Here is a 22,002-nt window from a genome sequence, read left to right as displayed (position 1 = left end):
GAATCACGGCTAACTTAGCAGTGTCAGGACGGCCCCGCGCGCAGGGCCGCCTCGACCGCGGCGGCCGCACCGCCGGTCCACGGGTCGCCGTGGCCGGGGAGCAGGGTGCGGGCACCGGTCTCGGCGAGCGCGGTGAGCGAGCGCAGCGCGACCGCGCTGTCGGCGGTGGCGGCGCCGGAGACGATCTGCGGGCCGGTGCGGCCGGTGTAGGGGTCGAGGGTGACCAGCGCGTCCCCGGTGAGCAGTACGTCGCGGCCGGGCAGGTGCAGGGCGCAGTGCCCGGAGGTGTGGCCGGGGGTCGCGATCACCCGGGGGCGGCCGGGCACCGGCAGCTCGTCGCCGGGCTCGAACACGGTGACCTCGCTGAGCCCGCGCACGGTGAGCGCTCCGGCCGCGGCCATCCTGGCCAGCACCGGCACCGCGCGCGGGTAGCGCAGCGGGTACCGGAGCCGGGGGCGTTCGTGCCGGTAGCGGTAGGGGTGCGCGGTGAGGTAGCGCTCGACGCTGTGCACGTGAACCGGAGTGCCCCAGCGCCGGTGGATCTCGCGCGCAGAGCCGACGTGGTCGAAGTGCGCGTGGGTGAGCACCACCGCGCGCAGGTCGGCCGGGGTGCGCCCGACGGCGCGCACCGCCGCCGCGATCCGGCCGAAGGTGGCGGGGAGCCCGGTGTCGACCAGGGTGAGCCCGTCCTCGTCCTCGATCAGGTAGAGATTCACGGCCGCGTGCTCGAGCAGGTGCACGCCGTCGGCCACGGTGCGGTACGCCATGGCCGCGCGCTACCCGGCACCCGGCCGGGCAAACCGTCAGCGGCCGCCCGCGGCGGCCACCCGCGCCCACACCGCCGGGTCGGTGCGCGGGCCGCCCGGAGTGCCGGCGCCGTAGCGGGTGATCTCGGCGTCCAGGTCGAGCGGGCCGGTCATGGCCGCGCCGCCCGCGAGCGCCGCCTCCACCTGCGCGTCGGGGACCAGCCAGCAGACCTCGAACTCGATGCCGTCGGGGTCGCGGCCGTAGAGCGCCTTGGTGGTGGCGTGGTCGGAGGCGCCGGTGAGCGCGTTCTCGGCGCGCAGCCCCCGGTGCAGCTCGGCCAGGTCGGCGAGGGTCTCGACCTCCCATGCCACGTGGTACAGCCCGACCGAGCCGGAGGCGGGCGGCTGCGCCACCCGGGACTGGAAGAGCCCGAGGTCGTGGTCGTTGGCCGAGCCCGCGTGCCGCAGGAAGGCGCCGCCGGGGAAACCGGCGCCGAGCCGCTCGAAACCCAGCACGCCCTCGTAGAAGTCCAGGCTGCGCTGGAGCTCCGCGACGTACAGGACGATGTGGTTGATGCCGCGCAGCCCCATGCCGCCCTCCTCCGCCGCGCCGGGAGCGGCGTGGCCTCTCCCCCATGATCCACGCTCCGGCCGGGTGCGGCGCCTCGTACCCTGAAACCGTGGTGAACCGCGACACTTTCGACCTCGGCGAGGTCACGCTGCACGCCCTGACCTGGGGGACGCCGGGCGCCCCGCTGGCGCTGTGCCTGCACGGCTACCCCGACACCGCCTGGACCTGGCGCCACCTCGGCCCCGAGCTGGCCGGGCGCGGCTTCCACGTGGTGGCGCCGTTCAGCCGCGGCTACGCCCCCTCCGGCATCCCCGCCGACGGCGACCTCTCCACCGGCGCCAGGGTCGCCGATGCGCTCGGCCTCGCCGCCCGGATCGGCGCGCCGGAGGCGGTGGTGATCGGCCACGACTGGGGCGGCTTCACCGCCACCGCGCTCGCGGCGCTGGACGGCACCCCGTTCCGCGCCGTGGTGAGCCTGGCCGTTCCGCCGATCGCGAGCATGACCCCGGGCCGGGACAACCTGGTCCCGCACCTGGCCCAGACCGTCGCACAGGCATTGAACAGCTGGTACATCCTGGCCAACCAGCTCCCGGCGCTGCCCGAGCGCGCCTTCGCCCGGCTCACCGAATTCCTCTGGCGAACCTGGTCGCCCGGGTACGACGCCTCCGCGGACCTGGCCCACCTCGCCGACGCCACCCCGACCCGCGCGCACCGCACCGCCGCCACCGACTACTACCGCTTCCTGCTGCGCCGCCGCGCCCGCAGCCCGCGCAACCGCGAGCTGGACCGGCTGCTCCTGGCCGAGCCGCGGCACCCGCTCCTGCTGCTGCACGGCAGCACGGACGGCTGCCTGCGGCCCGGCCTGTTCCGTGGGCTGGAGCGACGGCTTCCGGCCGGAAGCCGGGTCGTGGAGGTCGAAGGAGCGGGGCACTTCCTGCACCTGGAGCAGCCCGCCCCGGTGAACCGGCTGATCATCGAGCACCTGACGGCGGGCTGAGCTCAGGGCACCAGCGCGCGCAGGATGAGCGCGGTGGCGTGCTCGGCGAGCTCGCCGGTGCTCAGCGCGAGCGTGCCGTCCAGCCACGCCTCCACCAGCTGGCTCAGCCCGCCCGCCACGAAGAGCGCGGCGCGGGCCAGCCACGGCGGGTCCGGCTCGATGCCGAGCTGGGCGGGGGCGTACTCGACGACGATCGCGGCCATGGTGGCCAGCAGGGCGCGGCGGCGCTCCACCAGCAGCGGCAGCGAGCTGAGCTCACCCGCCGCGATGTGGTGCACGTGCGGGTCGGTGGCGATCACCTCGAGCAGCGCCCGCAGCGCCGCCCGCAGCCGCTGCTCCGGGGTGCCCGGGCTGGTCAGCCCGACCTGGATCAGGGTGCCGAGCAGCAGGTCGCGCACCTCGTCGGCGATGGCGACGAGCAGCTCCTCGCGGCTCGCGAAGTGCTCGTAGAAGTACCGGTCGGTGAGCCCGGCGGCCTTGCACACCCCGCGCACGGTGACCGCGGCGTGCCCGGACTCGCCCCAGATCCGGCGGCCCTCGCGCAGCAGCGCGGCGCGCCGGTCCGACCGCCGCTGGGCCGCGCTGACCCCGGCGTAGCTGCGCTCGACTCTCGGCCTCACCATTTGACCCTCATCGTAGGCGACCCTAGATTGGACGACGCTCGTCCTCAGATGGGCGCCGGAGAGGAGGGCGCGGTGCGCGACACCGAATTGCTGCGCTGGGCACACCGTTTCGAGATCCTGCGCGGGGAGCTGCGCGCGGGGTCGGCCGAGCAGCTGCTGGTCACCCAGCTCGCGGCCTTCCGCGAGTTCATCGACACCCCGCCGTGGGCGCCGCTGCCGCACCTGCCGCCGCCGATCACCGACCGGGCGGACGCGGCGGGCGCCGAGCACCTGCTGCTGGTGTGCCACTACCTGCTCGCGCTGCCCGCGGTGGTGGCGGCCGCCGCCGACCCGCCCGCCGCCCGCACCGCGCTGACCGAGCTGCTCGCGTGGCTGGGCGAGCTGGCCGCGGACTGGGCCCGCGACGGGGTGGACGAGGAGCGGGCGGGCGCGCTCGCGGCGCACAACCACGAGCTGCACCACGCGGCGCAGGGGGTGTGACCGCTCAGAGCCTGCCGATACCGGCGCGGACGTAGCGCTCCAGCTCCGCGGGATCGATCCGGTCCGGTGCGGTGAGCAGCGCGATGCGGGCGGCATCCGGGAGCGCCGGCTCGGCGCGCCCGGCGAACGCCGCCACCACCCGCGCCCAGCCGGGCATGCCGAACCAATTCCCGCTCACCGCACCGAAACACGACTTCACCGCGATGAACCAGGCCATGTCGTGGTCGTCCGGGCCGGTGAGCCCGGCGTAGTAGCGGACCGCGCCCGCGCAGTCCTCGGCCCACTCCCGGTAGTGCTCGCCGAGCAGGTCGGCGACGGTGCGGCGGCCCGCCGCGACGCGCTCCGGGTCGGCGAGGGTGCGCGAAAGCCGCTGCCACGCCTCGGGGCTGCGGTCGGCGGCGGTCAGGAAGCCGCGCATGATGCGGAAGGCAGCCACATTGGCGGCGAACATCTCGCCGTCGCTGATCCGGTTCAGCCCGTCCCCGGCGTGCGCGTCCTCGATCAGGGGGGTGCGCCAGGCGCCGAGCACCATGGAGTAGGCGGCGGCCGGGAGCTGGTCGGCGCCGATGCGCTCGGCGTGCCGGGTGGCGTAGTACTCGCGGCCCTGCGCGAGGGTCCAGGTCGCCATATCCAGGGGGCTGTTCACCGGGCGGTAGATATCGCCGTACTCGGTGCTGCGCTCGATGGCGACGAAGCCCGCCGAGGCCAGCTGCGCGAGTTTGTCGCGCAGCGTGCCGACCACGCGGGTGTCGATATCGGCCTCGTCCAGATCCCACATGCCCGGGTAGGTCATCCGGGCGATCCGCCGGGCCTGCACGCCGTGCGGGAAGCGGTCGACGACATCCACGAGCTGCCGGTACTCGACCGGCAACGCCGTGTAGACGGCGAACTCGGCTTCGCTGCGCATGCGGTCTCCTCCCGACGGTCACCGGCGGCCCTCGGCCGGGGGCCGCGCGGCGCCGGGCGGCCTGCGGTGGTCAACTGCGCTCCTGCCCGGCGGCTTTCATCGCGCTGCGCAGCCCCACCAGCAAGAACGCTACAACCAGGCACCGGGTCTCGCATCCGCACGCGCGGCGGAGCCGGCCCGGCGCCGGTCAGACCCGGTCGGAGCCGTCCGGCTCCCAGTCCGGCATCCAGTCCGGGTCGAGCACCGCCATCCGCTCCGCGCCCGCCTCCGCCATGAGCGCCGCCCGGTGCATGCCGTCGACCCACTGCGCGCCGTTCGCGGCGATCTCGATGGGGCGCGCGAACAGCTCACTCCAGGCGAACAATTCGTAGCCGCGCAACCCCAGCCGCCGCCCGTGCTCGCGCCACTCCCGGTGCGTCCAGCCCTTGGGCCGCGCGCTCACCGCCTCCGCGCTGGCCTCGGCGACCACCCGCCAGTCGACGGCGGCGCCGCCCCGGCGGGCGATATTGTCCGCGGCGACCCGGGCAGGCAGCGGCGGCACGTCGGCGACCTTCCACACCACGAAATCCATCGTGTCCTCGCCTCTGCTCACCTGCCATCGCCCCCGGATAGTCCGACGCCCGCCATTGCCGGAATCCACCGTATCGAGGAGTCAGCGGGATACCGAATCACCGGTTCGCCGAGCGCCGCGTTCCGTCCGATTCCGTGTACGGACGGCGCCGAGCGCGGCGGCGACGACCGCGCAGCCGCCGAGCACCGTCGCCGGGCCGACGCGCTCGCCGAGCAGCAGCGCCGCCCAGCCGATGGTCAGCACCGGCTGGGCCAGCTGCACCTGGCTGACCTGTGCCATCGGCCCGATGGCGAGGCCGCGGTACCAGGCGAAGAAGCCGAGGAACATGCTCACGACGGCCAGGTAGCCGAAGGCCGCCCACTCGGCCGCCGACCCGCTCGGCGGCTGCCGCGCGGCCGCGACGCCGGTGAGCGCGAGCATGAGCGGGGAGGCCAGGACCAGCGCCCAGGAGATGGTCTGCCAGGCGCCGAGTTCGCGGGCGAGCAGCCCGCCCTCGGCGTAGCCGATCGCGCACACCGCCACGGCGGCGAGGAGCAGCAGGTCGGCGTGGCCGAGTCCGGTGCGGCCGTCCCCGCGCAGCGCGGCGAAGCCGACCGCCGCGCCCGCTCCGATCGCCGCCGCCACCCAGAAGGCGCCCCCGGGCCGCTCCCGGCCCCGGAGTACCGCCGCCACGGCGGTCGCGGCGGGCAGCAGCGCGATGACGACCGCGCTGTGGCTCGCGGGCGCCGCGGTGAGCGCGTAGGAGGTGAGCAGTGGAAATCCGGCCACCACGCCGCCCGCCACCACCGCGAGCCGCGCCCACTGCCGCCCGCGGGGCAGCGCCTGCCGGGTCAGCCCGAGCGCCGCGGCGGCGAGCAGTGCGGCGACCACGGCTCGCCCGGAGCCGACGAACAGCGGGGAGAGGCCGCCGACCGCGATCCGGGTGAACGGCACCGTGAAGGAGAAGGCGGTGATGCCGAGCAGTCCCCACCCGAGGCCCGCCGATAGCGGAGGGGCGTTGCTTGCGGTAGCGCTACTATCGAGCTTCATGTTCGACAGTAGCAGTGATCGGATCGTCGACGCGCTGCGTACCTGGGTGGCGTCCGCCCCGGCCGGTGCGCGGCTGCCGTCCACCCGCGCCCTCGTCACCCGATTCGAGGTGAGCCCGGGGACGGTGCAGCGGGCACTGCGGACACTCGTCGGGCAGGGGCTGGTCGAAACCCGCCCCGGCGTCGGCACTTTCGTGCGCACGGTTCGCCCGCTCCGCCCGAACGACTACGGCTGGCAGACCGCCGCGCTCGGCGCCCCGACGGCCCGGCTACCGCGCTCGGCGGCCGCCCTGCGCACCACCGCCGACGATCTGATCGCCCTGCACTCCGGCTACCCCGACCGCGAACTGCTTCCCGGCCGCCTGGTCCGCGCCGCCTTCGCCCGCGCCGCCCGCGGCGGATCGGTGCTCGACCGCGCACCGGCGGCGGGGCTGCCCGAACTGCGCGCCTGGTTCGCCGCCGAACTCGGCGGGCACACCCCGCCCGCGGCGGGCGACGTGATCGTGCTGCCCGGCAGCCAGAGCGGGCTCGGCACGCTCTTCCGCACCCTGGTCGGCGCGGACCGCCCGCTGCTCATCGAGTCACCCAGCTACTGGGGCGCGATCCTGGCCGCCGCCCAGGTCGGCGTGCGCCTGATCCCGATCCCCACCGGCCCCCGCGGCCCCGACCCCGACGAGCTCGACCGCGCCTTCACCCGGACCGGCGCGCGCGCCTTCTACGCCCAGCCCACCTTCGCCAACCCCACCGGCGGCCGCTGGCCGCCCGCGCTCGCCGACGCCGTGCTCGACCTGGTGCGCGCGCACGGCGCCTTCCTGATCGAGGACGACTGGGCGCACGACTTCGGCATCACCGCCGAGCCCGCGCCGCTGGCCGCCCGCGACGACAGCGGCCACGTCGTCTACCTGCGCTCGCTCACCAAGAGCGTCTCGCCGTCGGTGCGGGTCGCCGGGCTGGTGGCGCGCGGCCCCGCCCGCGATCGCATCCTCGCCGATATCCGGGCGCAGGCCATGTACGTCAGCGGCACCCTGCAGGCCGTCGCGCTGGATGTGGTGACCCAGCCCGCCTGGCGCACCCACCTGCGCGCACTGCGCCAGCAGCTCGCCGCCCGCCGCGACCTGCTCGCCGGCGCACTCGCCGAGCACGCCCCCGCCGCGCACCTGGAGTCGTTGCCGAGCGGCGGGCTGAACCTCTGGCTGCGGCTGCCGGACGAGACCGATCTCGATCGGCTGGTGCGCGCCTGCGAGGCGGGCGGGGTCGTCGTGGCGGCGGGCGACGACTGGTTCCCGGCCGAGCCGACCGGGCGCTACCTGCGGCTCAACTACTCCGGCCCGCGTCCGGGCGATTTCCCCGCCGCCGCGGCGGTGATCGGTCAGGCCCTGGCCTGCTCGTGACGTCCGGCGAAGGCGAGCAGGTGCGGGATCACCTCGTCCGGGCCGGCCCACAGCAGGTCGTGGCCGATGCCGGGGTAGATCCGGATCTCGACCTCCGGGATGTGGGCGCGGGCGCGCTCCGCCGCCGCCTCCGGGTCGTTGACCACCGTCTCGGCGCCGAAGAGGACCAGGGTCGGCGCGGTGATCGCCGCGAGCTGCCCGTCGGTGAACGGGCGATCCCACGGCAGCGCCATCCGGTACTTCGTCGCCGCGACCGCGACCGCCAGTTCGTCGTCGCCGAGTTCGAAGCCGGGCATCGCCCACCGGTTGAACCTGCGCAAGCGCTCCGGGGTCGGTCGGGCACCGGTGAGCAGGAGTTTCGCGAGCAGGCTCAGCCGCGGGCGGAGGAAGGTCGCGGCGCTGGGTTCGAGCAGGGTGAGGCTCGCGAGCCGGTCCGAGCGGTGCACCGCGACCGCACCGGCCAGCCAGGCGCCGAGCGAGTTGCCCACGAGGTGAGCGCGCTGCTCGCCGAGCCCGTCGAGCAGTTCGGTGAGCCAGGTGGCGACATCACCGGTGTCGCGGATCGGCGCGGTCTGTACCGAGCGGCCCGCCCAGCCGATGACGTCCGGGGTGTAGACCGTGCGCTCCGCGGCCAGCTCGGTCATGAACCGCCACCAGACATTGCCGTTGCCGCCGATGCCGGGGAGCAGCACGATCGGCGCGCCCGCGCCCTCCCCCGACCGGCGCACCCGGGTGGTGCCGAAAGCGGTCTCGACATCGTGGTTCGTCGAGGGCACCGGCCATCTGGCCGCCACGCTGTCGTAAGCACGGAAGAACTCGCGCTCCGCGTTCTCGCTGGTGAATCGGCCGATCTTCGGCATGGGTACCCTCCCGTTCCCGTCGTTACGGTACGAGCATATCAACTTTTCTGGTATCTACATACCAGCAAGCTGGTCGGCGATGGTTCGCAGGCCCTCGCGGATGAGCTGCCCGTACTCGTCGTCGCCGAGCGTGTCGATCGTGGCCTCGGCGCGGGCGAGGTGTTCGCCCTGCCGCACAGCGCCTTCAGCGCGCCCAGCTCGGCACGATGAAGATGCCATCGGCCTCCACGGTGACACCGCCGGCATCGCCGAGCGTGGCCGTGATGAAGGTCTTCACCCCTTCGGTCCGCTCGGCCCTGGCCCGGGCGACGAGCGGCCCGAGCGGCGTGCCGCGGCGGTAGCGCAGGGTGAGCGTGCCGGTGGAGGTGGCGCGCACCCCGTCGGAGGCGGCGACCCCGGCGATGTGGTCGAGGACGAGGGCGCAGATGCCGCCGTGCACGTGCCCGGGCGGGCCCTCGTAGGCGGCGCCGAGCACGACCTCGCAGCGGTAGCCGCCCTCCGGATCCGGCTCGATCACCAGCGGCGGCGCGATGGCATTCCGCAGCCCGATGGCGGCATTGCCCCACGGCATGGAGTCGCCGCTGCTGTTGTAGCTGATGCCGAAGCTGCCGGGGAGCTGGTCGCGGCGCAGCCGGGCGGTGACCTCGCGGACGGCGGCCTCGGCGGCCCGGATATCGGCGTCGGCGGCGGTGCTGCGGATGGTGGCGTCGACGAGTTCGCGCACCGCGTCGGCGAGCGGGCCGTAGACCGCCGCGCGCCGGTCGATCTCGGCGCTCTCGACGTCCTCGAAGGTGAACACCGTCAGTACTTGAGCGCGCCGCCGTCGACCGGGATCTGCAACCCGGTGAGCGGGCCGGACCCGGGTCCGGCGAGCCAGCCGACAACCTCGGCCACGTCCTCGGCGGGCATGAACCCGCTCTGCCCGTCGGAGGCCAGCTTCAGCGGCACCGGCGGGAAGCTGTGCAGGAAGGCCGGGTGCTCACCGAAGAGCTTCATCATGGCCTCGGGCTGGATCATCGGGGTGTCCACCGAGTACGGGTGGATGGAGTTGACCCGGATGCCGTACTCCCCCGCCTCCAGCGCGAGCGTATTGGTGAGCGCGACCAGCCCGTGCTTGGCGGCGGCGTAGTGGCCGTTGCCCGGGGTGGCCTTGAGCCCGGCCGACGAGCTCACGATGATGATCGAGCCGCCGTTGCCCGCCTCGATCATGGCGGGCACCGCGGCCCGCACGGTGCGCCAGGTGCCGGAGAGGTTGACCTGGACGACGCTGTCCCAGTGCTCCTCGCTCAGCTCCCAGAGCCGGCCCCAGCTCAGGATTCCGGCATTGGCGACCAGCACGTCGAGCCGCCCGAAGAGCGCGACCCCGTCGGCGACCAGCTGCTGCTGCGCGGCCAGATCCCGGATGTCGACGACCCGGCTCAGCACCTTGCGCCCGGTCGCCTCGACCAGCCGGGCGGTCTCGGCCAGGTCGTCGGCGGTGGGCGCGGGGTAGGTGACGGTGGGTGAGATCGGCGCGCACACGTCGGCGATGATCAGGTCGGCGCCGAGCTCGGCCAGGCGGACGGCGTGCGCGCGGCCCTGCCCGCGGGCGGCGCCCGTCACCAGCGCGGCCCTGTCAAGTAGCGGCTCGGTCGGATCACCCATCGCAGGACCTCGATCATCGTCTCGGGCGAGCGGCCGGAGCCACCGCGGTACAGCCCTGAAATTAGACGGATGTCCATCCGGCAGTCAAGACACGCGCTCCGAAGCGGGTTCGCATTCGCGATCAGCCCCCTGCCCGGGGTTGCAACCTGTACCCGGGTACAGGCTTACCGTGCCGGTATGACCGACGACGACCTGCGGGCGACGATGATGAACCTGTCCGCCTGCACGCTGCCGACCGAGGATCGCCCGACCCGGCTCGGCGAGTTCGAGGACTTCTTCGCCCGCTCGGTCGACGCCGTGGCACGCCCGCTCCCGACCCGGCTCGAACTGCGGTTGCGCGCGGGCGGGGACGCCGAGGTGGTGGGCCGGGATCTGGCCGCACGGGAGTCGGCGTGCTGCTCGTTCTTCACCTTCTCCTTCACCCCGTCCGCGGCCGGTCTCGTGATGGGAATCGAGGTGCCCGCCGCACACCTCGATGTCCTCGACGCCCTCGACGGGCGCGCGCGTGCCGCCATCGAGGGGGCGGACCGGTGACCGGGTTGCGCAGCGGGCAGCTGGCCGCGGCGGCGGGGGTGAACGTGCAAACCCTGCGCTACTACGAGCGCCGCGGCATCCTGCCCGAACCGGACCGGTCGCCGGGCGGGCACCGGCTCTACCCGGAACAGTCGGTGTCGGTGCTGCGGATGATCAAAGCCGCGCAGCGGCTCGGGTTCACCCTCGACGAGGTCGCCGAGCTGCTGGAGGCCACGCACCCGCGCGGCGCCCGCGCCGAGGCCGGGCTACGCGAGCGGGCGCGGGCCAAGCTCGCCGAGGTCGACGCGAAGCTGACCGAGCTGCACGCGGTGCGCGACACCCTGGCCGCGGCGCTCGCCGCCGGGTGCACGGACCTGCTGACCGGCAGCCGGGCACCATGCTGCCCGATCCCGTTCACCGACGTCGCGGGTGATCGACGCCGCGACGAACCAGCGCCGCCAGCGCCCTAGAACTTTGCTGCCACAATTCACCGGAACAGGCTTGTGTTGAATACTGCTTCGTTCCATACTGGTCTCGTGAGCTCCCCCACCCCCCGCGCGTACGACTCCTCCCGCCGCCGCCGCCTCGCCGAACAGACCAGGGCGGAGGTGCTCGCCGCCGCCACCCGCCTCTTCGTCGAGCGCGGCTGGGCGGGCACCTCGATGCGCGACGTGGCGCGGGCGGCGGGCTGCTCGGTGGAGACCGTCTACGCCAGCGTCGGCACCAAGCGGGAGCTGCTCAAGGTCGCGCTCGACATCGCGGTCGTCGGCGACGACGAGCCGGTGCCGCTGCTGGCCAGGGGCGAGATCGGGGCCATCGGGGCGGGCTCGGCCGCGGCGCGCGCCGCGGCGGCCGCGGCGCTCTGCGCCTCGATCTACCGGCGCACCGCCGGGCTGAACCGAGTGCTCGACCAGGCCAGGGTCACCGAGCCGGAGCTGGCCGGGCTCTGGGCCGAGACGCGGGCCGACTTCCGCACCTCCCTGGCCGCGGTGCTGGAGCGCGTCGCCGCCCGCCCGCTGACCGGCACCGAGCTCGACGCGCTCTGCGCGGTCCTCGGCAGCGACGTCTACTTCCAGCTCACCGGCGAATCCGGCTGGCCGGACGAGCACTACGAAACCTGGGCCGCCGACACCGTCCTCCGGCTGCTCCGCCTCGACGAGGAGACCTGACATGACCATCGACCTCGACGCACCGGCCGATACCCGGGTGATGGGCCTGGTGCACCGCGCGCTGCGCCGCGACCTGGCCCGCGCCGCCGCCGTGCTCGACGAGCGCCCGTACCCGTTCGACCGGCAGCGCACGGCGCTCGCCGACCACCTGGTGTGGATGATGGGGTTCCTGCACCACCACCACGAGACCGAGGACGAGCACCTCTACCCCCTGGTCCGCGACCGCGACCCCGCGGCGGCGCCGCTGCTCGACCGGATGAACACCGACCACGAGTCGATCGTCCCGGCGATGGCCGCGCTGACCGCCGCCGCCCGGCGCTACCGCGAGACCCCGGACGCCAGGGCCGAGCTCGGCGGCGCAGTGGACCGCCTCACCGCCCTGCTCGTCCCGCACCTGGACCGGGAGGAGCGGGAGATGATGCCCGTCGTCTCCGGCGCGATCTCCGAGCGCGAGTGGCGGCACTGGGACCAGGAGTACAACGTCGGCCCGCTGAACCCGCTCCAGCTCGCCGACCAGGGGCTGTGGATCCTGGACGGCCTCGAGGGCGCCGACCGCACCGCCATCACCGAACTCGTCCCGCCGATTCCGCGCTGGATCATCGTCGAGCTCATGACCGGGCGCTACCGCCGCGCCGCCTTCCGGCGCTGGCGCGCCCCGGAATTCTCCCCGCTCCGCGCCGTCCTGCACGGGGAGCAGAGCGCCGAGGTCGCCGCGGCGCCCGCCGCGGTCTGGGAGATCCTGGCCGACGTGCCGCGGGTCGGCGAGTGGAGCCACGAATGTCACGCCGCCGCCTGGCTGGACGGGGCCACCGCGGCCGCCCCCGGCGCCCGGTTCCGCGGGCGCAACCACTCGGGGCGCAGCCGCTGGAGCCGCGCCTGCACGGTGACCGAGGTCGTCCCGGAGCGCGCGCTCGGCTGGATCACGCACGGCGGGATCTACGGCGACCACACCGAGTGGCGCTACACGCTGGAGCCGGCGGGCACCGGCACCCGCATCACCCAGACCTACCGGGTGCAGGCCATGCCGCGCTGGTTCGACCGGCTCGCCTGGCGGATCACCCCCGCGCACCACGACCGCTCGGCGGCGCTGCGGGACGACCTGTTCCGGCTCGGCCGGCTGGCGGCGCAGGCCCCGAGCCGCGCCTGACCTACCCGGCCACGACCTTCGCCGGCGACCGCACCAGCGCCGCCGCGGCCACCAGCACCAGCGACAGCACCCCCGCCACCAGGAACGCGGTGTGCACCCCGGCGGCGGTGGCCGCCACCGCCTCGGTGCCGTCGCGCAGCGCCGACTCGGTGCCGCGCGTCATCATGGTGATGAAGAGCGCGGTCCCCGCCGCCCCCGCCACCTGCTGCACCGTGCTCACGGTGGCACTGCCGTGCGAGTACAGCTCCGGGGGCAGGGCGCCGAGCGCCGAGGTCATGAGCGGGGTGAGGCCGCAGCTGATGCCGGCGCTGACGATCACGTGCGCGGTGATCACCAGCCCGATCGAGGAGTGCTCGTCCAGCGTCGCCAGCACCCAGACCCCCGCGCTCAGCGCGATGGTGCCGGGCAGCACCAGCGGCCGCGCGCCCCAGCGGTCGAAGAGCGCGCCGACGAAGGGCGCGAGCAACCCCATGACCAGCCCGCCGGGCAGCAGCACCAGCCCGGTGGTGAGCACGTCCTCGCCGAGCACGTTCTGCAGGTAGATGGGGAGCACGATGAGCGCCCCGAACAGGGTGAGCATGAGGCTGCCCATGAGCGCCACCGCCAGCCGGAACGGCCCGACCGCGAAGGTGCGCAGATCCAGCAGCGCCCGCCCCCGGCCGACCAGCTTCAGCTGCCGCACCACGAAGAGCGCCAGCGCCACCGCGCCGACGGCGAGCGAGACCAACGGCGGCACCGGCGCGTGCCCGGAGGCCGATTCGCCGATACTGCTCAGCCCGTACACCAGCCCGCCGAAGCCGAGCGCCGCCAGCGGCACCGAGACGTAGTCCAGGTGCGCCTTGCGCGGCTCGGTCACGTTCCGCACGAAGATACCGCCGAGGATCAGCACCGCGACCGCGATCGGCAGCACGATCCAGAACATGGCGCGCCAGCTCAGCGACTGCAGGATCAGCCCGGAGACGGTGGGCCCGATGGCCGGCGCCACCGAGATCACGATCGACACCAGCCCCATGGTGCGCCCGCGCGACTCCGCGGGCACCACGGTCAGGATCGTCGTCATGAGCAGCGGGATCATCAGCGCGGTGCCCACCGCCTGCACCACCCGCGCCACCAGCAGCACCTCGAACCCGGGCGCCAGCGCGGCGATCAGCGTGCCCGCGGTGAAGAGCGCCATGGCGGCGATGTAGATCGCGCGCAGGGAGAAGCGCTGCAGCACGAACCCGGTGGTCGGGATGACGATCGCCATGGTGAGCAGGAAGCCGCTGGTCAGCCACTGCGCCGTGGCCGCGGTGATGCCGAGGTCGACCATCAGGGTCGGCAGCGCGACCGACAGGATCGTCTCGTTGAGGATCACCACGAAGGCCGCGATCAGCAGCAGCCCGATCAGCAGGATCGCGCCCGGCTGCCGCCCGGCCGCGCCGGTGGTGCCGCCTGCCGCCACCTCGGTCTCTGTCACGTGCCCCATCCGATCCTCGCAGTGCCGGTACCCGGAGCAGACTATCCAATCGTGTCAGTGACTGCCATGTTGACATCAGGTGCCGATGCGTATTCTGACGCGGTGAACTCTCAGGCCGCGCCCGATCTGCGCGCGCGCAGGCGGAACGCGACCCGGATCGAGATCCGCGCCGCCGCGCTCACGCTCTTCGAGCGCCAGGGCGCCGAGCGCACCACCGTGGACGAGATCGCGGCCGCCGCCGGCATCTCGCAGCGCACCTTCTTCCGCTACTTCGCGACGAAGGAGGAGTGCGTCCTCTTCGACCTGTACGGCTTCGACGCCGCGCTGGATCGCTGTCTCACGGCCGCCGACCCGGCCACGCTCACCCTGGCCGACGTGGAGGCGGCCTTCGCCCCGGTGATCGCGAGCATCGGCGCCGGCGAGCAGGGCGAGGTCGCCGAGACCGCCCGCCGCATCCAGACGCTGGTCGCCACCGACGCCGCGCTCAGCCGGGCCGCCGTCGCCGGGCACGTGGGGAGCGCCCAGCGCTCGCTGGCGCTGCTCGACGGCCGCTGCTCGCCCGCGGACCGCGCCCGGCTCCGGCTGATCCTGCAGGTCGCGCAGATCGCGCTGCACCTCGCCTTCGAGGAGTGGGTCGAGGCGGATGCCGGCGCCGGGCTCGCCGCCATCTACCGCGCGGTCTGCGCCCGCGTCCGCGCGCTCTGACCGTGTCCCGCCGCTGGAACAGCTAGTGGAACCGGCCCCGATCGTGGTAGCGGTCCAAGGCGGCCCGCAGGTCGGTGATGGTGTCGGCGCTCAACCCGCCACCGGTCGAGACCGGATAGCTCGACGCCCCGCCACCCGCGGCGGTGCGCGCCCGCGCCTCCGCCTCGGTGAGCAGCCGGTCGGCCTCCAGGCTGGCGCGCCGGAAGCGGTGCCGTTCGTGGGCGTTGAGGGTGCTGCGCCTGCACTGGGCGTCGAGCTCGGCGTGCTGCTCGCGCAGCGCGCTCAACCTGCTCGGATCGGGCACCGTGGCGAGCCCCTCGATGGCCTCGACGAGATCGGTATAGCGCTGTTCGAGGGTGCCCATCGTTCTCCCGGGTCGGTCCGTCCCCCCAAGCCCGTACAGCGTAAGACAATCCCCCTGTCCGGGACCAGCTTTCGGTTCAGCGAACCGCCCGCTGCCCCTCCGCCACCGCGCCGACCAGCGGCGATGCCGCGGAGAGCGGCCCGGGCAGGGTGATCGGGAGCGGCGCCGAGGTGGGCGAGAGGTGGGTGTCGACGTGCGCGAGCAGGTCGTGCACCGCGAAGGGCTTGGGCAGGTAGTCCTGCGCGCCCGCCGCCATGGCCGCGGCGATCACCCCCTCCTCGCGGGTGGCGGAGACGATCACGATCGGCGTGGCGCAGACCGCGCGCAGCGCCCGGCAGACCGCGACCCCGTGCAGGTCGGTGAGCATGAGATCGAGCAGGATGAGCCCCGGCCGGTGCCGCCGCGCGTACTCGGCGGCCCGCGCGCCCGCCGCGAGGTGGTCGACGACCAGGCTCTGCCCGGCGAGCACGATGGAGATCATCTCCGCCGTGGCGGGGTCGTCCTCGACGAGCAGCACCCGCGCCGGGCTGGCCCAGTAGTCGCGCAGGCACACCGGGCGCGCCCGCCCCGGCGGCGCCGTCGTCGGCCTAGGTTTCTGACCCATCGCGAACTCCCGGGGACCCCGATCCGGCGGGTTTCGCCGTGATCACGAACGTGGTGGGGTTCGACCGTAGGCCGCGCGGTGCGGGGCGGCAATACGGGAGCGGTTGCGGGGATCGGGTGGTACCGATCGAAATCATCACGCCGCCAAGCTGTTACCGGAGCGTCGCCGGATCGGGGCGGTCGAGACCGGATCGAGATGCGACGGGCGGGAAAGCGCAGGTCGCGTGCGAGACCCCGGGGTTCGCCAGGCGGCGGCCTGCCACCCGCGGGCAGTGCCCCCGCGGATGCGTGCCCGGCGTTCGCGCAGGTAACAACTCCGTCGCATACCGTCACCCGCCTTCCCTGCTGCTTTTTCTCGGGCACCACTGAGCGCATACAGATTATTTGATGCGCATAGCGCAATGGGTACATGTCTAATCGAAAGCCGGAGACTGCCGAGACCCGAAGGTCTCGGCAGCTCGGTATCCGAGATGATGCGACCCGCACCGGCGGCGCGAGCCCCATCGGCGGCCATGCTACCGCCGACCCCGCGAAAAGCAAGGACCGATCCCCCGAAACCGTTGCGGCGGGTCGGATTTCACCGTCGCCGGGCCTCGCGCGGCACAGGGTCTTAAGTCCCCAAATGGACATCGCGGGCGCGAACCCGCTGCGGGTCAGGCGCTTTCGCGGGCGGCCGCGCGGCCGGCGGCGCGGCCGGAGAAGAGGCAGCCGCCGAGGAAGGTGCCCTCCAGCGCGCGGTACCCGTGCACTCCCCCGCCGCCGAACCCGGCCGCCTCACCGGCCGCGTACAGCCCGGGGATCGGGGCGCCCGCGGCGTCGAGGACCCGGCCGGAGAGGTCGGTCTGCAGGCCGCCGAGGGTCTTGCGGGTGAGGATGTTCATCCGGATGGCGATGAGCGGGCCGGCGGCCGGGTCGAGGAGGCGGTGCGGTTCGGTGGTGCGGGCGAGGGTGTCGCCGATGTAGGCGCGGGAGCGGCGCAGCGCGCGGATGCCGGGGTCGGTGCTGGCCGGGTTGCCGATCTCGGCGTCGCGGGCGGTGATCTGGGCGTGCAGGTCGTCGTGGGCGATGAGGCCGGTGCCGGTGAGCCGGTTCATGCCGGCGACCAGTTCGGGCAGCGTCTCGGCGATGACGAAGTCCTCGCCCCGGTCCAGGAAGGCCCGCACCGGCGGCGGGGTGTCGTTGAATGCCCGCATGGCGAGGTAGCCGACGAGGTCTTTGGCGGTGAGTTCCGGGTTCTGCTCGGAGCCCGACAGCACGAACTCCTTGTCGATGATCCGCTTGTTGAGCACGAACCAGGAGTAGTCGTAGCCGGTCGCGCCGATGAGCTCGAGCGTGCCGAGGGTGTCGACGCTGGGGATGCCGGGGCTGGGGAAGCGCCGCCCGGTGGCGTCGAACCACATCGACGACGGCGCCGCCAGCACCCGGATGCCGTGGCCGGGCCAGATCGGCGACGGGTTGGTGATGCCCTCGGTGTAGTGCCACATGCGGTCCCGGTTCACCAGCCGCGCGCCCGCCGCCTCGGTGATGCCGAGCATGCGCCCGTCGACGTGCGCGGGGACCCCGGTGATGAGCCGGGCGGGCGGGGCGCCGAGCCGGGCGGGCCAATTGCGGCGCACGAGTTCGTGATTGGCGCCGATGCCGCCGGAGGTCACGATGACGATCGGGGCGCGCAGCTCGAACTCGCCGACCTCGGTGCGCGAGCTCGGCGTGCCGCGCGCGGCCCCGCTCGGCTCCAGGATGCGGCCGCGCACCCCGGAGATGGCGCCGCCGGTGGTGACCAGTTCGTCGACCCGGTGCCGGAAGCCGAGGGTGAGCAGCCGTTCCGGCGCCTGCCGCACCTTGCGCTCGAACGGCTCCACCACGCCGGGGCCGGTGCCCAGGGTGAGGTGGAAGCGGGGCACCGAGTTGCCCGGCGTCTCCGGGCCCTCGCCGCGCTCGGCCCAGCCCACGATCGGCACCCAGCGCACGCCCTCGGCGAAGAGCCACGCCTGCTTCTCCTCGGCGGCGAAGTGCAGGTAGGCCTCGGCCCAGCGGGCCGCCCAGTAGTCCTCGCCGAGCGGGTCGTCGACCCCGCGGTCGAAGCCGGCCGTGCGGAACCAGTCCGCGCGCGCCAGCTCGAGGGAATCGGCGATCCCCGCCGCCTTCTGCTCCAGCGAGCCGACCAGGAAGAGCCCGCCGAGCGACCAGAACGCCTGCCCGCCGAGGCTCGCCTCCGGCTCCTGGTCCAGCAGCAGCACGCGGCGCCCCGCGGCGACGAGCTCGCTGGTCGCCACCAGCCCCGCCAGCCCGGCGCCGACGACGATGGCATCGGCGTCGCCACCGGGCGGCGCCGCCCAGGCCCGGTTCGCGCCGAGCGCGGCGAGGGTGGTGGCGGCCGCCGCGCCGCCGATCAGGCCGCGGCGGGTGATTCCGCCGGGGCCGGGGTGAGAAGGCATCGTCGCAGTCCTCGAGGGCAGGGGTCCGGTCACCGGATGGTAGGGAGCCGGAGCGACGGGCGACAACCACCCAACTGGTCAACTGACCGAATCAGCACACCCCCTTGACGCAACCTTCCGGTTGCAATAACGTCTATGGCAATCAAATGGTTGCTATAGAGGAGAACAGCATGAGCTTTCCCGATCGCATCGTCCGCACCGTCGACCTCGCGCACCCGCCCGCCGCCGTCTGGACCGCCATCACCACCGCCGATGGGCTCGGCGGCTGGTTCGGCGACAGCGCCAGCATCGACCTGCGCCCCGGCGGCGCCGCCGAGCTCAGCTGGTCGGGTGAGCACACCGCGCGGCTGCGGGTGGAGCGGGTCGAGGAGCCGTCGGTCTTCGGCTTCACCTGGCACATCCACGGCCTGCCCGAGGAGGATCCGCGCCGCACCTACGTGGAGTTCACCCTGGAGCCGGCGGGCGCCGGTACCAGGCTCACCGTGGTGGAGTCCGGGTTCGCCCAGCTCACCGCGGAGGCGCACCAGGTCGCCTTCGACGGCAATACCGACGGCTGGGCCAAGGAGCTCGCCGAGCTCGACCGGTACCTCGATGCCGCCTGAGCCGGAGGCCACCGCCGAACGGGTCTTCACCGCGCTCGCCGACCCGAGCAGGCGCTCGATCCTCGCCGCGCTCGCCGCGGCGGGCCCGGCCACCGCGACCGACCTCGCCGACCGGCTCCCCATCACCAGGCAGGCGATCGCCAAGCACCTCGCGCTGCTCGCGGAGGCCGGGCTGGTGATCGCCGAGCCCGGCGAGCGCCGCCGGGTCCGCTACCGCCTCGACTCCGCCCCCATGCGGGTGGCCCAGCAGTTCCTCGCCGCGCTGGCGCGGGACTGGGACGGGCCGCTCGCCGCACTCCGCCACCACCTCGACACGCAGGAGGGAAAACCCCATGACCACAGCTGATTTCACCGCCACCATCACCGTCGACGCCACCCCCGCCCAGGCCTTCGCCGCCATCAACGACGTCCGCGGCTGGTGGTCGGAGACGATCGAGGGCAGCACCGGAGCGGTGGGCGACAGCTACCGCTTCGAGGTGCCCGGCGTGCACCGCTGCACCATGACCACCACCGAGTCGGTGCCGGGCGAGCGCCTGGTCTGGCACGTCACCGACTCGTACCTCGCCTTCGTCGCGGACACCGCGGAGTGGGACGGCACCGACGTGGTCTTCGACCTCACCGAGCGCGGCGGCCGCACCGAGATCCGCTTCACCCACGTCGGCCTGCGCCCGTCCGGGGAGTGCTACGAGGTGTGCTCGAACGCCTGGGGCGGGTACATCACGACCAGCCTGCGCGACCTCGTCGCCACCGGGTCGGGCGACCCGTTCCGGCGCGGCACCACCCTGGAGACCGAGGCGGCCAAGCACGGCAACACCGAGCTCCTCGGGCTCGCGTAATGCGCTGGTCCGCAACGCCGCCGCGCCCACCGTTGTACTCGCGCTGGTTCGATTCCTTCCGCCCGGCTCCGCCGCCTCCTACCGTCGTCCCTGCTACGTCGCTCGCCGACGGGTGACGCCAGACGAGGGGACAGTGCGCCATGACAGATCTCGCCGCTCCGCCGATCGCGGAGGCGCTGGAGCCCGGCGTGCTGCCCGAGGCGCTGCTGCGCGGCTTCCACGAGCGCGCGCCGGAGTACGACCGCGAGAACCGCTTCTTCGCCGAGGATCTGGCCGAGCTGAGGGCGATCGGGTACCTGCGCGCGGCGATCCCGGTGAGCCACGGCGGGCTGGGGTGGACGCTGCCGCAGTTCAACCGGGCGCAGCGCGCGCTGGCCTACTGGGCGCCCGCCACCGCGCTCGGCGTGAACATGCACCTGTACTGGACCGGCCCGCTGGCCGACCGGATCGCCGCCGGGGACAGCTCGCTGGACTGGCTCGCGCACGAGGTCGTCGCGGGCCGGGTGATCGCCTCCGGCCACGGGGAGCGCGGCAACGACCTGGCCATCGAGGACTCCACCACCAGCGCGGTCCCGGTCGAGGGCGGCTACCGGATCACCGGCCACAAGATCTTCACCTCGCTCTCCCCGGCCTGGGACTGGCTCGGCATCCACGCCCGCGACGACAGCGATCCGGAGCGGCCGCGCATCGTGCACGCCTTCGTCCCGCGGACCAGCGCGGGCGTCCGCACCGTCGAGACCTGGGACACGCTCGGCGTGCGGGCGACCGCCAGCCACGACACCGTGCTCACCGATGTCTTCGTCGCCGACGAGCACGTGGCCGACGTCTACGACAAGGGCGAGAACCCCGGCCCGTTCATCGCCTCGATCCTGCCGTGGGCGATTCCGGCGCTGGTCAATGTCTACCTCGGCATCGCCAGGCGCGCGGCCGACGTGGCGCTGGAGTCGGCGCGCACCAGGACGGTGCTGAGCCTCGGCAACCGCCCGGTCGGCGGCAAGCCGTTCGTGCAATACCACGCGGCCGAAGCCGAGCTGGCGCTGGAGTCGGCCACCGCCCACCTCGACCACATCACCGAGCGGCTGGCCCGCGGCGACGACCTCGGCGACCGGCTGCTGCTCGCGCTGTTCGCGGTCAAGGAGCACGGCACCCGCGCCGCGCGGGAGGTCGTCGACATCGCGCTGGAGATCGGCGGCGGCGGATCGATCCACCGCCGCAACGAATTGGAGCGGCTCTACCGGGACGTGCGCGCGGGCAGTTTCCACCCGCCCAGCAGCGACAGCGTCCGCGAATACATCGGCAACTTCCTGCTCGGCGAATGAAGGGACGGACACATGACACTCGCGCACCAGGACATTAGGGCGGACCGGGAGGCCGGGGCCGCGGAGAGCTACCGGCAGGCCGGGATCACCGTCGAGAAGCTCGGTGAGCACATCGGCGCGCGGATCGGCGGCGTGCGGCTCGGCGGCGACCTGCCCGCCGAGCGGGTCGAGGCCATCCGGCTCGCCCTCGCGCTCAACAAGGTCGTCGTCTTCGAGGCCCAGCACCAGCTCGACGACGAATCGCAGTACGCCTTCGCCGAGCTGCTCGGCGCGCCCACCGAGCCGCACCCCACGCTGACCTCCAAGGGCACCCGGCTGCTCACCATCGACGGCGCCGCCAACAGCTGGCACACCGACGTCACCTTCGTCGACCGCATCCCCAAGGCCTCGATCCTGCGCGCCGTCACCCTCCCCGGCTACGGCGGCGCCACCACCTGGGCCTCCACCGTCGCCGCCTACGAGCAGCTGCCGCCCGCGCTGCGCGCGCTCACCGAGGAGCTGTGGGCGACGCACAGCAACCTCTACGACTACGCCGCGCAGACCAGCAACTCCGGCCGCACCACCCCCGCCAACTACCAGGAGTTCACCAGCACCGAGTACGAGACGGTGCACCCCGTCGTGCGCGTGCACCCGGAGACCGGGGAACGCTCGCTGCTGCTCGGGCACTTCGCCAAGAGTTTCACCGGGCTCACGAGCGCCGAGTTCCACTCGCTCTACCAGCTCCTGCAGACGCGGATCATCAAGCTGGAGAACACGTTCCGGTGGAACTGGCGGCTCGGGGATATCGCGATCTGGGACAATCGGGCGACGCAGCACTACGGGATCGCCGACTACGGGAACCAGGAGCGGGAGCTGCACCGGATCACGTTGGCCGGGGATGTGCCCGTGGATGTGAACGGCACTGCGAGCCGGGTGGTCAAGGGTGATGCCGCGCATTACAGCGCTATCCAGCCCGCTTCGCGCCTGGAGTTGTTCGCGGCCTGATGATGTTCCCCCGGCTTCTCGGAGTTGGTTTGCTTGACTCTTGGTCACGGA

Annotated in this window: 27 protein-coding genes; 13 read left to right on the top strand and 14 right to left on the bottom strand. The window is 73.6% G+C overall.

Annotation, left to right across the window (positions count from 1 at the left end; translation table 11 throughout):
- Nucleotides 1-23 precede the first annotated feature (23 nt).
- Nucleotides 24-767 (bottom strand): MBL fold metallo-hydrolase, encoded by a 744-nt coding sequence (locus AB0H71_RS01850; protein WP_357013826.1) that lies wholly within the window; start codon nucleotides 765-767, stop codon nucleotides 24-26.
- 36 nt (nucleotides 768-803) lie between these two features.
- Complete coding sequence (locus AB0H71_RS01845) at nucleotides 804-1,337, bottom strand: VOC family protein (RefSeq protein WP_357013824.1); 534 nt, start codon at nucleotides 1,335-1,337, stop codon at nucleotides 804-806.
- A gap of 89 nt (nucleotides 1,338-1,426) precedes the next feature.
- Between AB0H71_RS01845 and AB0H71_RS01840 the strand changes: the two genes are divergently transcribed.
- The gene (locus AB0H71_RS01840; RefSeq protein WP_357013821.1) at nucleotides 1,427-2,314 is read left to right on the top strand and encodes an alpha/beta hydrolase; all 888 of its coding nucleotides are present in this window, start codon (nucleotides 1,427-1,429) and stop codon (nucleotides 2,312-2,314) included.
- A gap of 2 nt (nucleotides 2,315-2,316) precedes the next feature.
- On the opposite strand, the gene AB0H71_RS01835 is transcribed toward AB0H71_RS01840, so the two are convergent.
- Nucleotides 2,317-2,937, bottom strand: coding sequence for a TetR/AcrR family transcriptional regulator (locus AB0H71_RS01835; RefSeq protein ID WP_357013818.1), 621 nt, complete (start codon nucleotides 2,935-2,937; stop codon nucleotides 2,317-2,319).
- Between the two features lie 72 nt (nucleotides 2,938-3,009).
- On the opposite strand from AB0H71_RS01835, the gene AB0H71_RS01830 reads away from it, so the two are divergent.
- Nucleotides 3,010-3,417 (top strand): hypothetical protein, encoded by a 408-nt coding sequence (locus AB0H71_RS01830; RefSeq protein WP_357013816.1) that lies wholly within the window; start codon nucleotides 3,010-3,012, stop codon nucleotides 3,415-3,417.
- Between the two features lie 4 nt (nucleotides 3,418-3,421).
- Here the strand turns inward: AB0H71_RS01830 and AB0H71_RS01825 are convergent, their stop codons facing one another.
- The 3 genes from AB0H71_RS01825 to AB0H71_RS01815 all read right to left on the bottom strand — a co-directional run bounded on the left by AB0H71_RS01825 (nucleotide 3,422) and on the right by AB0H71_RS01815 (nucleotide 5,924).
- Entirely contained in the window at nucleotides 3,422-4,324 is a 903-nt protein-coding gene (locus AB0H71_RS01825) for a hypothetical protein (protein ID WP_357013814.1), read from the bottom strand.
- 187 nt (nucleotides 4,325-4,511) lie between these two features.
- Entirely contained in the window at nucleotides 4,512-4,916 is a 405-nt protein-coding gene (locus AB0H71_RS01820; protein WP_357013811.1) for a hypothetical protein, read from the bottom strand.
- Nucleotides 4,917-4,976: 60 nt separating this feature from the next.
- Nucleotides 4,977-5,924 carry a DMT family transporter gene (locus AB0H71_RS01815; protein ID WP_357013809.1) on the bottom strand — a complete coding sequence of 316 codons (948 nt, stop codon included), beginning with the start codon at nucleotides 5,922-5,924 and terminating at the stop codon, nucleotides 4,977-4,979.
- Here AB0H71_RS01815 and AB0H71_RS01810 point away from each other — a divergent pair.
- Entirely contained in the window at nucleotides 5,923-7,314 is a 1,392-nt protein-coding gene (locus tag AB0H71_RS01810; RefSeq protein ID WP_357013807.1) for a PLP-dependent aminotransferase family protein, read from the top strand. The two genes, AB0H71_RS01815 and AB0H71_RS01810, sit on opposite strands and share 2 nt — an antisense overlap.
- Here the strand turns inward: AB0H71_RS01810 and AB0H71_RS01805 are convergent.
- Genes AB0H71_RS01805 through AB0H71_RS01790 form a run of 4 tightly spaced genes read right to left on the bottom strand, consistent with a single transcriptional unit; the run spans nucleotide 7,293 to nucleotide 9,818 of the window.
- Nucleotides 7,293-8,174, bottom strand: a complete 882-nt coding sequence (locus AB0H71_RS01805; RefSeq protein WP_357013804.1) for an alpha/beta fold hydrolase — start codon at nucleotides 8,172-8,174, stop codon at nucleotides 7,293-7,295. The genes AB0H71_RS01810 and AB0H71_RS01805 overlap by 22 nt on opposite strands.
- A 54-nt stretch (nucleotides 8,175-8,228) precedes the next feature.
- Entirely contained in the window at nucleotides 8,229-8,351 is a 123-nt protein-coding gene (locus AB0H71_RS01800) for a hypothetical protein (RefSeq protein ID WP_357013803.1), read from the bottom strand.
- Nucleotides 8,352-8,358: 7 nt separating this feature from the next.
- Complete coding sequence (locus tag AB0H71_RS01795; RefSeq protein WP_357016100.1) at nucleotides 8,359-8,979, bottom strand: PaaI family thioesterase; 621 nt, start codon at nucleotides 8,977-8,979, stop codon at nucleotides 8,359-8,361.
- Nucleotides 8,976-9,818, bottom strand: a complete 843-nt coding sequence (locus tag AB0H71_RS01790) for a mycofactocin-coupled SDR family oxidoreductase (RefSeq protein WP_357013801.1) — start codon at nucleotides 9,816-9,818, stop codon at nucleotides 8,976-8,978. The genes AB0H71_RS01795 and AB0H71_RS01790 overlap by 4 nt, the downstream gene beginning before the upstream one ends.
- Before the next feature lie 177 nt (nucleotides 9,819-9,995).
- Here AB0H71_RS01790 and AB0H71_RS01785 point away from each other — a divergent pair, with 177 nt between their 5' ends.
- The 4 genes from AB0H71_RS01785 (at nucleotide 9,996) to AB0H71_RS01770 (ending at nucleotide 12,647) form a co-directional block, all read left to right on the top strand.
- Nucleotides 9,996-10,352 (top strand): hypothetical protein, encoded by a 357-nt coding sequence (locus AB0H71_RS01785; protein WP_357013798.1) that lies wholly within the window; start codon nucleotides 9,996-9,998, stop codon nucleotides 10,350-10,352.
- Nucleotides 10,353-10,357: 5 nt separating this feature from the next.
- Entirely contained in the window at nucleotides 10,358-10,801 is a 444-nt protein-coding gene (locus AB0H71_RS01780) for a MerR family transcriptional regulator (RefSeq protein WP_357016097.1), read from the top strand.
- A gap of 66 nt (nucleotides 10,802-10,867) precedes the next feature.
- Nucleotides 10,868-11,500 (top strand): helix-turn-helix domain-containing protein, encoded by a 633-nt coding sequence (locus AB0H71_RS01775; RefSeq protein ID WP_357013795.1) that lies wholly within the window; start codon nucleotides 10,868-10,870, stop codon nucleotides 11,498-11,500.
- Nucleotide 11,501: 1 nt separating this feature from the next.
- Complete coding sequence (locus AB0H71_RS01770; protein WP_357013792.1) at nucleotides 11,502-12,647, top strand: hemerythrin domain-containing protein; 1,146 nt, start codon at nucleotides 11,502-11,504, stop codon at nucleotides 12,645-12,647.
- Between the two features lies 1 nt (nucleotide 12,648).
- Here AB0H71_RS01770 and AB0H71_RS01765 read toward each other — a convergent pair whose 3' ends face one another.
- The gene (locus tag AB0H71_RS01765; protein ID WP_357013789.1) at nucleotides 12,649-14,103 is read right to left on the bottom strand and encodes an MDR family MFS transporter; all 1,455 of its coding nucleotides are present in this window, start codon (nucleotides 14,101-14,103) and stop codon (nucleotides 12,649-12,651) included.
- 102 nt (nucleotides 14,104-14,205) lie between these two features.
- On the opposite strand from AB0H71_RS01765, the gene AB0H71_RS01760 reads away from it, so the two are divergent.
- Nucleotides 14,206-14,808: a TetR family transcriptional regulator gene (locus AB0H71_RS01760; protein WP_357013786.1), complete on the top strand. Its 603-nt coding sequence runs from the start codon at nucleotides 14,206-14,208 to the stop codon at nucleotides 14,806-14,808.
- A 22-nt stretch (nucleotides 14,809-14,830) separates the two neighbouring features.
- Here the strand turns inward: AB0H71_RS01760 and AB0H71_RS01755 are convergent, their stop codons facing one another.
- The 3 genes from AB0H71_RS01755 to AB0H71_RS01745 form a co-directional block, all read right to left on the bottom strand.
- On the bottom strand, nucleotides 14,831-15,172 hold the full coding sequence (locus AB0H71_RS01755; RefSeq protein ID WP_357013784.1) for a hypothetical protein: 342 nt from the start codon (nucleotides 15,170-15,172) through the stop codon (nucleotides 14,831-14,833).
- A gap of 76 nt (nucleotides 15,173-15,248) precedes the next feature.
- On the bottom strand, nucleotides 15,249-15,776 hold the full coding sequence (locus AB0H71_RS01750) for a response regulator (RefSeq protein ID WP_357013782.1): 528 nt from the start codon (nucleotides 15,774-15,776) through the stop codon (nucleotides 15,249-15,251).
- Between the two features lie 652 nt (nucleotides 15,777-16,428).
- The gene (locus AB0H71_RS01745; RefSeq protein ID WP_357013779.1) at nucleotides 16,429-18,210 is read right to left on the bottom strand and encodes an FAD-binding dehydrogenase; all 1,782 of its coding nucleotides are present in this window, start codon (nucleotides 18,208-18,210) and stop codon (nucleotides 16,429-16,431) included.
- Between the two features lie 170 nt (nucleotides 18,211-18,380).
- Here AB0H71_RS01745 and AB0H71_RS01740 point away from each other — a divergent pair, with 170 nt between their 5' ends.
- From AB0H71_RS01740 to AB0H71_RS01720, 5 genes are all read left to right on the top strand, one after another.
- The gene (locus AB0H71_RS01740; RefSeq protein ID WP_357013776.1) at nucleotides 18,381-18,812 is read left to right on the top strand and encodes an SRPBCC domain-containing protein; all 432 of its coding nucleotides are present in this window, start codon (nucleotides 18,381-18,383) and stop codon (nucleotides 18,810-18,812) included.
- Nucleotides 18,802-19,158, top strand: coding sequence for a metalloregulator ArsR/SmtB family transcription factor (locus AB0H71_RS01735; protein WP_357013773.1), 357 nt, complete (start codon nucleotides 18,802-18,804; stop codon nucleotides 19,156-19,158). Before AB0H71_RS01740 ends, AB0H71_RS01735 begins: the two co-directional genes overlap by 11 nt.
- On the top strand, nucleotides 19,145-19,648 hold the full coding sequence (locus tag AB0H71_RS01730) for an SRPBCC domain-containing protein (RefSeq protein WP_357013770.1): 504 nt from the start codon (nucleotides 19,145-19,147) through the stop codon (nucleotides 19,646-19,648). The genes AB0H71_RS01735 and AB0H71_RS01730 overlap by 14 nt, the downstream gene beginning before the upstream one ends.
- A 140-nt stretch (nucleotides 19,649-19,788) precedes the next feature.
- A complete protein-coding gene (locus tag AB0H71_RS01725) occupies nucleotides 19,789-20,967 on the top strand; it encodes an acyl-CoA dehydrogenase family protein (protein WP_357013767.1) in 1,179 nt (392 codons plus the stop codon).
- A 12-nt stretch (nucleotides 20,968-20,979) separates the two neighbouring features.
- Nucleotides 20,980-21,951, top strand: a complete 972-nt coding sequence (locus AB0H71_RS01720) for a TauD/TfdA family dioxygenase (RefSeq protein WP_357013764.1) — start codon at nucleotides 20,980-20,982, stop codon at nucleotides 21,949-21,951.
- Nucleotides 21,952-22,002: the final 51 nt, after the last annotated feature.

The organism is Nocardia sp. NPDC050697 (genome assembly GCF_040654395.1).
In the GTDB taxonomy this organism is placed as follows: domain Bacteria; phylum Actinomycetota; class Actinomycetes; order Mycobacteriales; family Mycobacteriaceae; genus Nocardia.
Note: the sequence above shows the minus strand (reverse complement) of the source record. Positions and strands in the feature narration are given on the sequence as shown.

Excerpts from the sequence above, each read along its gene's own strand:
- AB0H71_RS01850 (WP_357013826.1), bottom strand. The coding sequence starts at position 767 with ATGGCGTACCGCACCGTGGCCGACGGCGTGCACCTGCTCGAGCACGCG.
- AB0H71_RS01845 (WP_357013824.1), bottom strand. The coding sequence starts at position 1,337 with ATGGGGCTGCGCGGCATCAACCACATCGTCCTGTACGTCGCGGAGCTC.
- AB0H71_RS01835 (WP_357013818.1), bottom strand. The coding sequence starts at position 2,937 with ATGGTGAGGCCGAGAGTCGAGCGCAGCTACGCCGGGGTCAGCGCGGCC.
- AB0H71_RS01825 (WP_357013814.1), bottom strand. The coding sequence starts at position 4,324 with ATGCGCAGCGAAGCCGAGTTCGCCGTCTACACGGCGTTGCCGGTCGAG.
- AB0H71_RS01810 (WP_357013807.1), top strand. The coding sequence starts at position 5,923 with ATGTTCGACAGTAGCAGTGATCGGATCGTCGACGCGCTGCGTACCTGG.
- AB0H71_RS01815 (WP_357013809.1), bottom strand. The coding sequence starts at position 5,924 with ATGAAGCTCGATAGTAGCGCTACCGCAAGCAACGCCCCTCCGCTATCG.
- AB0H71_RS01805 (WP_357013804.1), bottom strand. The coding sequence starts at position 8,174 with ATGCCGAAGATCGGCCGATTCACCAGCGAGAACGCGGAGCGCGAGTTC.
- AB0H71_RS01790 (WP_357013801.1), bottom strand. The coding sequence starts at position 9,818 with ATGGGTGATCCGACCGAGCCGCTACTTGACAGGGCCGCGCTGGTGACG.
- AB0H71_RS01785 (WP_357013798.1), top strand. The coding sequence starts at position 9,996 with ATGACCGACGACGACCTGCGGGCGACGATGATGAACCTGTCCGCCTGC.
- AB0H71_RS01770 (WP_357013792.1), top strand. The coding sequence starts at position 11,502 with ATGACCATCGACCTCGACGCACCGGCCGATACCCGGGTGATGGGCCTG.
- AB0H71_RS01755 (WP_357013784.1), bottom strand. The coding sequence starts at position 15,172 with ATGGGCACCCTCGAACAGCGCTATACCGATCTCGTCGAGGCCATCGAG.
- AB0H71_RS01750 (WP_357013782.1), bottom strand. The coding sequence starts at position 15,776 with ATGGGTCAGAAACCTAGGCCGACGACGGCGCCGCCGGGGCGGGCGCGC.
- AB0H71_RS01745 (WP_357013779.1), bottom strand. The coding sequence starts at position 18,210 with ATGCCTTCTCACCCCGGCCCCGGCGGAATCACCCGCCGCGGCCTGATC.
- AB0H71_RS01740 (WP_357013776.1), top strand. The coding sequence starts at position 18,381 with ATGAGCTTTCCCGATCGCATCGTCCGCACCGTCGACCTCGCGCACCCG.
- AB0H71_RS01735 (WP_357013773.1), top strand. The coding sequence starts at position 18,802 with ATGCCGCCTGAGCCGGAGGCCACCGCCGAACGGGTCTTCACCGCGCTC.
- AB0H71_RS01730 (WP_357013770.1), top strand. The coding sequence starts at position 19,145 with ATGACCACAGCTGATTTCACCGCCACCATCACCGTCGACGCCACCCCC.
- AB0H71_RS01725 (WP_357013767.1), top strand. The coding sequence starts at position 19,789 with ATGACAGATCTCGCCGCTCCGCCGATCGCGGAGGCGCTGGAGCCCGGC.
- AB0H71_RS01720 (WP_357013764.1), top strand. The coding sequence starts at position 20,980 with ATGACACTCGCGCACCAGGACATTAGGGCGGACCGGGAGGCCGGGGCC.